At 74.6% G+C, this 10469-nt stretch carries 3 protein-coding genes and 1 pseudogene; all 4 read right to left on the minus strand.

The window, feature by feature from the left end:
• Positions 1-3046, minus strand: a 3046-nt coding sequence (locus AB8Z36_RS19325) for a type I polyketide synthase (protein ID WP_369214588.1), incomplete at its 3' end; no start/stop codon positions are given.
• 38 nt (positions 3047-3084) lie between these two features.
• Positions 3085-3528, minus strand: a complete 444-nt coding sequence (locus tag AB8Z36_RS19330; RefSeq protein WP_369214590.1) for an acyl carrier protein — start codon at positions 3526-3528, stop codon at positions 3085-3087.
• Positions 3529-3937: 409 nt separating this feature from the next.
• Positions 3938-6076, minus strand: a pseudogene (locus AB8Z36_RS19335) (SDR family NAD(P)-dependent oxidoreductase); the annotation flags it as partial.
• 26 nt (positions 6077-6102) lie between these two features.
• Positions 6103-10469, minus strand: a 4367-nt coding sequence (locus AB8Z36_RS19340) for a type I polyketide synthase (RefSeq protein ID WP_369214589.1), incomplete at its 5' end; no start/stop codon positions are given.

A 10469-nucleotide genomic window follows, 5' to 3' on the forward strand; every position in this document is an offset into this window, starting at 1 on the left:
CCTCGGGGGTGCCGACGCGGACCTGGACGGCGACGGCGCCCTTGGGGTCGAGGGCGAGGGGCGTGGTGAGCAGGAGTTCCTGCACGCGCCCGCATCCGGCCTGGTCACCGGCGCGCACGGCCAGTTCGAGGAAGCCGGTGGCGGGGAAGAGCACCATGCCGCCCATGGTGTGGTCGGCCAGCCAGGGGTGCGTGCGCAGACCGACGCGGCCGGTGAGGAGGACGCCTTCGGCACCGGCGAGGGAGACGGCGGCGCCGAGCAGGGGGTGCTCGGCCGGGGTGAGTCCCGCGCCGGGGATGTCGGCGGCGTGGGCCAGGGGGCGCGGCCAGTAGCGGCGGTGCTGCCAGGCGTAGGTGGGCAGGTCGGCGCGGCCGGCTCCGGTGCCCTGGAACCAGGCGGCCCAGTCCACGCGTACCCCGGCGACGTGCAGCTGGGCGAGGCCGGTCAGCAGGGCGTGCTGCTCGGGGCGCTTGGCCCGCAGGGCGGGCGCCGCGACGGTGTCCGTGGCACCGTCGCGGCTGTCGAGGGTCTGCTGGGCGAGGGCGGTGAGGACACCGCCGGGGCCGATCTCCAGGAAGGCGTCAGCACCGGCTGCGGCGAGCGCGTGGACACCGTCGGCGAAGCGCACGGTCCGGCGTACGTGGTTGACCCAGTACTCGGGAGCGAGGAGCTGCCCCGGCTCGGCGAGGGTGCCGGTGACGTTGGAGACGACGGGGATACGGGTTTCGGCGTACGAAAGGCCCTTCGCCACCTCGCGGAAGGCGTCGAGCATCGGCTCCATCAGCGCCGAGTGGAAGGCGTGGCTGACCGCGAGCCGCTGGGTCTTGCGCCCTTCGGCGGCGAAGCCGTCCGCCAGGGCGGTCACCTCCGCCGCGGGTCCGGCGATGACGACGGAGTCCGGGCCGTTGACGGCGGCCAGGGACAGACCGTCGGTCAGCCGCCCTGCGATCTCCGCCTCGGTGGCCTGGATCGCCGCCATCGCGCCCCCGGTGGGCAGCTCCTGCATGAGCCGGGCGCGGGCGCCGACCAGCGTGCAGGCGTCCTCAAGCGAGAACACCCCGGCCACATGCGCGGCCGCGATCTCACCGATGGAGTGTCCGGCCACGAACTCCGGGGCGATGCCCCACGAGGCGACCAGGCGGAACAGCGCCACCTCGAAGGCGAACAGCGCGGGCTGGGTGTATCCGGTGGTGTCGAGCAGGGCCGCCTCGTCGGTGCCCTCCGCCGCGAACATCACCTCACGCAGCGGGCGGTCCAGCTGCGGGTCGAGGAGGGAGAGGACCTCGTCGAGCGCCGCCGCGAACACCGGGAAGCGGGCGCACAGTTCACGTCCCATCCCGGCCCGCTGCGAGCCCTGGCCGGAGAAGAGGACGGCGAGGGTCCGCTCGACGGCGCGGCCTCGGGCCGCCTCCACGGGCTCTCCCTCGGTACCGGCCAGCAGGACCGCGCGGTGTTCGAAGGTGGCGCGTCCGGTGGCCAGGGAGTGGCCGATGTCGAGGGGGGTGGCGCCGGTGACGCCGGTGAGCCGGGCGATCTGGGCGTCCAGGGCGGCGCGGGTCTTGGCCGACACCGTCCAGGGGACGACGGTGGGTGTGGCGGCGGAGTCCTCCGCACCGGGGCTCTCGGGCTCCTCCGTCGCCGGGCTCGCTTCCGGACTCTCGGCGCCTTCGTTCTCCGGTGCCTGTTCGATGACGAGGTGGGCGTTGGTGCCGCTGATGCCGAAGGAGGAGACACCGGCACGGCGCGGCCGCCCGGTCTCCGGCCACGGGGTGGCCTCGGTGAGCAGGCGGACGTTGCCCGCCTCCCAGTCGACGTGCGTCGAGGGACGGTCGATGTGCAGGGACTTGGGCAGGACGCCGTGCCGGATCGCCAGGACGGTCTTGATGACTCCGGCGACACCGGCGGCGGCCTGGGAGTGGCCGATGTTGGACTTCACGGAGCCGAGCAGCAGCGGCCGGTCCTCGGGCCGGTCCTGGCCGTACGTGGCAAGCAGCGCCTGCGCCTCGATCGGATCGCCGAGCGGCGTGCCGGTGCCGTGCGCCTCGACGGCGTCCACGTCGGCGGCGGAGAGCCCGGCCCCGGCGAGGGCCTGGCGGATCACACGCTGCTGGGAGGGGCCGTTGGGCGCGGTCAGGCCGTTGGAGGCGCCGTCCTGGTTGATGGCCGAACCCCGCACCACGGCGAGGACCTGGTGGCCGTTGCGGCGCGCGTCGGACAGGCGCTCCAGGACCAGGACACCGGCGCCCTCGGCCCACCCGGTGCCGTCGGCGGAGTCCGCGAAGGCCTTGCAGCGGCCGCTGGTGGAGATGCCGCCCTGGCGGGTGAAGCCGGAGAAGCCCATGGGCGTGGACATCACCGTGACGCCACCAGCGAGCGCGAGGCCGCACTCGCCGTTGCGCAGGGCCTGGGCCGCCAGGTGGATGGCGACCAGGGACGCCGAGCAGGCGGTGTCGACGGTGACGGCGGGGCCCGCGAGGTCGAAGGCGTAGGACAGGCGGCCGGAGACGACGCTGGCGGTGAGGCCGGTGGTGGCGTGGCCCTCGGCGTCCTCGCGGGAGTTCATCACGACGCCGACGTAGTCGACGCCCGCGGTGCCGACGAAGACGCCGGTGCGGCTGCCGCGCAGCGAGACCGGGTCGATGCCCGCCCGCTCCATGGCCTCCCAGGAGGTCTCCAGGAGGATGCGCTGCTGGGGGTCCATGGCGACGGCCTCGCGCGGCGAGATGCCGAAGAATCCGGCGTCGAAGGCGGCGGCGTCGACGAATCCGCCCTCGGCGGCGGCGCTGCTGCCCGCGCCGTCGCCGTGGAGGGCGTCGAGGTCCCAGCCCCGGTCGTCGGGGAAGGACGCGATGCCGTCGCGGCCCTCGTCGAGGAGGCGCCAGTAGTCCTCCGGCGTGTTCACTCCGCCGGGCAGGCGGCAGGCCATGCCGACGACGGCGATGGGCTCGCGCCGCTCCGCCTCGGTCTCCTCCAGACGGCGCCGGGTCTTGTGCAGATCGGCCGTGACCCACTTGAGGTAGTCGACGAGCTTCTTGTCATCGGGCATGACGGGGGGGAACCTTCCTGTGGTGGATCAAGCTCGTCTCAGCGGTCGCCCAGGCGGCCGAGCTCGTTGTCGATGAACGCGAGGACGTCGTCGGCGCTTGCGGACTCGAAGTCGTCGGCGACACCGGGTCCTGTCGGCTCCGGTGCGGCGCCGCGCACCTTGTCCAGCATCTGGCCCAGGCGCAGGGCCAGGCCCGCGCGGGTGATCTCGTCGGGGTCGCCCGCCGCGAGGAGCGTGTCGATCCTGTCGAGTTCGGCGAGCAGGGAGGGGCCCTGCGGGGCGTCGTCGTCGGTCAGTTCGGAGACGAAGTGTTCGGCGAGTGCCGTGGGGGTCGGGTAGTCGAAGACCAGGGTGGCCGGGAGGCGCAGCCCGGTCGCGGTGGACAGGTGGTTGCGCAGTTCGAGCGCGGTCAGCGAGTCCAGGCCGAGGTCGCGGAACTCCTGGGTGACGTCGACGGACTTCGGTGAGGCGTGGCCGAGCACCCGGGCGGTCTGTTCGCGGATCAGGTCGGTGACGTACCGGACGCGGTCGGCGGCGTCGAGTCCGGCGAGCTTGGCGCCGAGCGCCGCCGCCCGCGCCCGCCGCGTCGGTGGCGGCCGCGGTGCGCCGGCCGCTGCGGACCATGGACCGGAACAGCGGCGGCAGGTCCTCGGGGGCGGCGCCGCGCATGGCGCCGGGGGCGAGGCCCACCAGGACGAGGAAGGTCTCGTCCGAGCCGCGGGCGATGTCGAACAGTTCCAGGCCCTGCTCGACGGCGAGCGGCGGGAGGCCGCCGGACTGCATGCGGCGCATGTCGGTGTCGGACAGGGTGCTGGTCATGCCGCCGTCGTGGGCCCAGGGGCCCCAGGCGAGCGAGGTGCCCGCGAGGCCGAGGCCCCGGCGGTGGCGGGTGAGGGCGTCGAGGAAGGAGTTGGCCGCGGCGTAGTTGCCCTGGCCGGGGCTGCCCATGACGCCCGCGATGGAGGAGAAGGGCAGGAACGCGGCGAGGTCGAGGTCGCGGGTCAGCTCGTGCAGGTGCCAGGCGGCGTCCACCTTGGGCCGCAGGACGGCCGCGAGGCGTTCGGGCGTCAGCGAGGCGATCACACCGTCGTCGAGGACGCCCGCGGTGTGGATGACCGCGGTGAGCGGGTGCTCGGCCGGTACGGAGGCGATGAGGGCGGCCGTGGCGTCGCGGTCGGTGGTGTCGCAGGCGGCGACGGTGACCCGGGCGCCCAGCTCGCGCAGGTCCGCGGCGAGTTCGGCGGCGCCGGGGGCGTCCGCGCCGCGGCGGCTGGTGAGCAGCAGGTGCCGCGTTCCCGCGGCGGCGAAGCGGCGGGCGAGGTGTCCGCCGAGGGCTCCGGTGCCACCGGTGATGAGGACGGTGCCCTCGGGGTTCCAGCGGGGCGGCATGGTGAGCACGATCTTGCCGATGTGCTTGGCCTGGCTCATGAAGCGGAACGCCTCACGTGCCCGGCGCACATCCCAGGTCCGTACCGGCAGCGGACGCAGCGCACCCTGGGCGAAGAGGTCCAGGAGTTCGCCGAGGAGGCCCTTGTTGCGCTCGGGCCCGGCTTCGCCGAGGTCGAAGGCGCGGTAGCGGACGTCCTCGCCGATGGTGCGCGGGTCGCGGATGTCGGTCTTGCCCATCTCCAGGAACCGGCCGCCCGGCGCGGTGATCCGCAGCGAGGCATCGACGAACTCGCCCGCGAGCGCGTTCAGCACGACATCCACACCACGACCACCGGTGACCGCACGGAACTTCTCCTCGAAGCCCAGATCACGCGAGGACGCGATGTGATCGTCGTCCAGGCCCAGTTCGCGCAAGGTGTCCCACTTGCCCTCACTGGCCGTCGCGAACACCTCGGCACCCAGATGCGTGGCCAGCTGGATCGCCGCCATACCCACACCGCCGGCACCCGCGTGGATCAGCACCCGCTCCCCCGCCGACAGAGCGGCCAGGTCACGGAAGGCGTACAGAGCGGTGAGGAACACCAGCGGCACCGAGGCCGCCTCCTCCTTGGTCCAGCCCTCGGGCACGCGGGCCAGGTAGTGCTCGTCGGCGACGACGACGGGGCCGAAGCCGCCGGGCACGGTGCCGAGGACGCGGTCGCCGACCGCGAGGCCGGTGACGGCCTCGCCGACGGCGGTGACCACGCCGCTGGCCTCGGTGCCCATCGGGCCCGACTCGCCCGGGTACATGCCGAGGGCGTTCAGGACGTCGCGGAAGTTGAGGCCGGTGGCGTCCACGTCGAGGCGGACCTCGTGGGCGCCGAGCGGTGCGAGGACCTCGGGGCAGGGGGCGAGGACGAGGTTGTCCAGGGTGCCCTTGCCCGTGGTGTCCAGGCGCCAGGGCACGCCGGTCGGCGCGAGCAGGCCGGGCGCGGTGGTGAGCCGGTCGAGGCGGCCGACGAGCGGAGTGCCCTCGCGCACGGCGAACTGGGCGTCACCGCCCGCGAGCAGCCCCGGCAGGTCGGGCAGCAGGGACCGCAGGGCGGTCTCCGCCGTCCCCGCGTCCGGTTCCAGGTCCAGCAGGACGAACCGGTCGGGGTTCTCGGACTGGGCCGAGCGCACCAGGCCCCAGGCGGCGGCCGCCGCGAGGTCGCGGACGTCCTCGGTGTCGGCGGCGGCGACCGCGCCCCGGGTGACGAACACCAGGCGGGTGTGGTCGAGTCCGCGGGCGCCCAGCCACTGCTGGGTCAGGTCCAGGGTGCGGGTGGTCAGCGCGTGGACGGCGCCGGGCACGTCGCTTCCGGTGGCGTACGGGTCACCGGCGTCCGCCGTGTCGCCGTAGGTCCCGGTGAGGGGGACGAGGACGAAGTCGGGGGCGTCGGAGGCGTCCGCGCCGGGTCCTGTCAGGTCGGCGAGGGAGGTCACGGTGGTGCCGGTGCCGAAGACGTCCTCGCCGAGGGCCGCGGCGGTCAGGCCCTCGGTGGGCTTGACCTCGGGGGCGGCGGTCCAGTCGAGGCGGAAGACCGGCTCCTGGCCGCCGGTGGCCACCGGGGCGCGCGGCACGCTGGGGGCGCGCAGGACCAGGGACCGGGCGGAGAGCACGGGGGCGCCCTCGGCGTCGGCCGCGGTCAGGCGGACCGATTCGTCGCCGAGCCGGGTGATCCGTACCCGCAGGGTGGTGGCGCCACCGGCGTGCAGGGAGACGCCTTCCCAGGCGAACGGAAGCAGCGGGTTGTCCGCGCTGCCGACGCCGAGGGGCCGTTGGCGTGCTGGACGGCGTCGAGGAGGGCGGGGTGCATCCCGAAGTACTGGGCGTCACCGGCGACGTCCTCGGGCAGGGCGACCTCCGCGAAGGCCTCGTCGCCACGGACCCACACCTGGCGCAGTCCGTGGAAGGACGGACCGTACTCGGTGCGGCTGTAGTCGCCGTCGAACTCCACGGACACGGCGTCGGCCGGGGGCCAGACGGGTGCCTCGAAGGGGTCGGTGTGCTCCTCGACGGCGAGGACGCCGTCGGCGTGCCGGGTCCAGGGCCCGTCGATGGCGTCGGAGGGCCGGGAGTAGAAGGTGAGCGAGCGGGAGCCGTCCTCGCCGGGGGCGCCGATGACGACCTGGACGGAGGTGGGCACCTTCTCGTCCAGGACCATCGGGGTGGCCAGGATCAGTTCCTCGACGCGGGCGCAGCCGACCTGGTCGGCGGCGCGGATGGCCATCTCCAGGTAGCCGGTGCCGGGCATGATGACCGTGCCGCCCACCTTGTGGTCGAGCAGCCAGGGGTGCACCTGCAAGGAGACCTGGCTGGTGAACAGGGCTCCCTCGGAGTCGGCGAGCGGCACGGCCGCGCCGAGCAGCGGGTGGTCGGCGGAGATCAGGCCCGCCGTGCTGATGTCGCCGGTGAGGGCGGCGGGGCGGGGCCAGTAGCGCTCGCGCTGGAAGGCGTACGTCGGCAGGTCGGTGCGGCGGGCTCCGGTGCCGTGGAACCAGGCGGCCCAGTCGACGCGTACACCGGCGACGTGCAGTCCGGCGAGCGCGGTGAGCAGGGCGGTCTCCTCGTCGCGGTCCTTGCGCAGGGCCGGGACCGCGACCGCCTCGTCGCGCGCGTCGGCGTCGAGGACGCGCTGGGTGAGGGCGGTGAGGACTCCGCCGGGTCCGATCTCCAGGAAGGCGTTGGCACCGGCTTCCGCGAGGGCCCGTACGCCGTCGGCGAAGCGGACGGTGCCCCGCACGTGCTCAACCCAGTACTCGGCAGTGGTCAGCTGGCCCGGCTCGGCGAGGGTGCCGGTGACGTTGGAGACGACCGGGATGCGCGGTTCGGCGTACGCCAGGCCCTCCGCGACGCGGCGGAACTCCGCGAGCATCGGCTCCATCAGCGGCGAGTGGAAGGCGTGGCTGACCGACAGACGCTGGGTCTTGCGGCCCTCCGCCGTGAAAGCGGCGGCAAGAGCGAGGACGTCGTCCTCGTCACCGGACAGGACCACGGAGTCGGCCCCGTTGACGGCGGCCAGGGCAACCCCCTCCGTCAGCCGCGGCGCGACCTCGGCCTCGGTCGCCTGGACGGCCACCATGGCCCCGCCCGCGGGCAGTTCCTGCATCAGCCGGGCGCGGGCGGCCACCAGCGTGCACGCGTCCTCCAGCGAGAACACCCCGGCCACATGCGCGGCCGCGATCTCACCGATGGAGTGACCCGCCACCTGCTCGGGCCGCACACCCCAGGACTCCACCAGGCGGAACAACGCCACCTCGACCGCGAACAGCGCGGGCTGGGTGTACCCGGTGGTGTCCAGGAGGGCGGCTGCCTCCGTGCCCGCGTCCGCGAACAGCACCTCGCGCAGCGGGCGGGCGAGACCGGCGTCCAGGCGGGCCATGGCCTCGTCCAGCGCGTCGGCGAACACCCGGTGGCGTGCGTACAGTTCGCGGCCCATCGCCGCCCGCTGCGAGCCCTGGCCGGAGAAGAGCACCGCGAGGGTGCGGTGGGCGGCCCGGCCGCGGGCGACCTCGGCGGGGGTGCCGTCGGGTCCGGTCAGCAGGACGGCCCGGTGGTCGAACAGGGCGCGCCCGGTGACGAGGGAGAAGCCGACGTCCAGGGGGTTGCTGTCGGTGAGCGCGGTGAGGGGCGCGCACTGGTCGTCCAGGGCCGCGTCGGACTTGGCGGACACCGGCCACGGCACGACGGCCGGGACGGTGTCCGGCGCGGTCGCGGTCACCGGCTCGTCGGCCTCGGGGGCCTGCTCGATGATGGTGTGCGCGTTGGTGCCGCTGATGCCGAAGGAGGAGATGCCCGCGCGCCAGGGGCGCCCGGTCTCGGGCCAGGCGGCCTCCTCGGTGAGCAGCCGGATCGCTCCGGCCTGCCAGTCCACGTGCGTCGACGGCTGGTCGATGTGCAGGGACTTGGGCAGGACGCCGTGGCGCATCGCCATGACCGTCTTGATGATGCCGGCGACTCCGGCGGCGGCCTGGGTGTGGCCGATGTTGGACTTGATGGAGCCGAGCAGCAGCGGCCGCTCGGGGTCGCGGTCCCTGCCGTAGGTGGCGAGGAGCGCCTGCGCCTCGATCGGGTCGCCGAGCGGGGTGCCGGTGCCGTGGCCCTCGACGGCGTCGACGTCGGCGGTGGTGAGTCCGGCGCTCGCCAGGGCCTGGCGGATGACGCGCTGCTGGGAGGGGCCGTTGGGGGCGGTGAGCCCGTTGGAGGCGCCGTCCTGGTTGATGGCCGAACCCCGTACGACGGCGAGCACCTCGTGGCCGTTGCGGCGGGCGTCGGAGAGCCGCTCCACGACGATCAGACCGACGCCCTCGGACCAGCCGGTGCCGTCGGCGGCATCGGCGTAGGCCTTGCAGCGGCCGTCGGTGGCGAGCCCGTTCTGCAGGGTGAACCCGGAGAACGCGGAGGGCGTGCTCATCATGGTGATGCCGCCCGCGACGGCCAGGTCGCACTCCCCCGCGCGCAGGGCCTGCATCGCCCAGTGCAGGGCGACCAGGGACGACGAGCAGGCGGTGTCGACGGTGACCGCCGGGCCCTCGAGGCCGAAGGTGTAGGCGAGACGGCCGGAGACCACGCTCGCGGCCAGGCCCGTACCGGCGTGGCCCTCCAGGTCCTCGCGGGAGTTCATGACGAGGGTGGAGTAGTCCTGGCCGTTGGTGCCGACGAAGACGCCCGTACGGCTGCCGCGCAGCGCGTCGGGGTCGACGCCCGAGCGCTCGAACGCCTCCCAGGTGGTCTCGAGGAGCAGGCGCTGCTGCGGGTCCATCGCCAGGGCCTCGCGCGGGGAGATCCCGAAGAATCCGGCGTCGAACTCGGCGGCCCCGTCGAGGAAGCCGCCGCGCAGGGTGGCGCTGCGGCCCCGGCCGTCGGCGCCGCCGGAGCGCAGCGTGGCGAGGTCCCAGCCGCGGTCCTCGGGGAAGGCCTCGATGCCGTCGCGGCCCTCGCTGAGCATGGTCCACAGATCCTGCGGGGAGCGGACCCCGCCGGGCAGACGGCAGGCCATGCCGACGATGACGACCGGGTCCTCGGCCAGGGCGGCCGCGGCGGCCGGGTCGTGGCGTCCGGTGTCCTGCTCGCCGAGGAGTTCGGCGACGAGGTGCTCGGCCAGGGCCTGCGCGGTCGGGTAGTCGTAGACGGTGGTGGCGGGCATCCGCAGTCCGGTGGCGAGGGCCAGCCGGTTGGGCAGCTCGATCGCGGTGAGCGAGTCGAAGCCGAGGTCGCGGAAGTTGCGGTCGGCGGCGACGGCCTCGGGACCGGGGTGGCCGAGGACGAACGCCGCGTGGGTGCGCACCAGGTCGGTGAGGAGCCCGGTCCGCTCGTCGGCGGGCAGGTCGCGAAGGCGCCCGGCGAGGCGGGAGGCGGCGGTCCTGGTCCGGTCGCGGTTGTTCTCCGCGTCGGCCAGGGCCTGGCGCGCGTCGGGCAGGTCGCGCAGCAGGGCGTTGCCGCGCATCCCGATCAGGTTGTCCAGGACCTGCGGCTGGCGCGGGTCGAACAGGACGGTCACGGCGTCGGGCCGGGTGACGGCCTGCCGCAGCGCGGCCAGCGCCAGGTCGGGGTGGACGGCCGGGTGACCGGTGACGCGCCGCGGGGCCCGCTCCGGCTCGCCCTCCGCACGGTCCGCGGGGTCTGCGGGCTCGTCGCCGATCCAGGCTCCCCAGGCCACCGAGGTGGCGGGCAGGCCCGTGCCGCGTCGGTGCTGGGCGAGGGCGTCGAGGACGGCGGTGGCGGCGGCGAGGTTGGCGCGTCCCGCCGTGCCGACGGCTCCGGCGACGGACGAGCACAGCACGAACGCGTCCAGGTCCAGGCCGCGGGTCAGCTCGTGCAGGTGGCGGGCGGGCAGGGTCCTTGCCTGGTGCGGGGCGGCGAACCGCTCGGCGGTGAGGTCGTCGAGGACGCCGTCGTCGATGACCCCGGCGGCGTGCACCACCGCCGTGAGCGGGGCGTCGGCGGAGAGATCGGCGAGGACGGCGGCGAGCGCGTCGCGGTCGGCCGCGTCGCAGGCGGCGAGGGTGACAC

The organism is Streptomyces flavofungini (assembly GCF_041028215.1).
GTDB lineage: Bacteria > Actinomycetota > Actinomycetes > Streptomycetales > Streptomycetaceae > Streptomyces > Streptomyces flavofungini_B.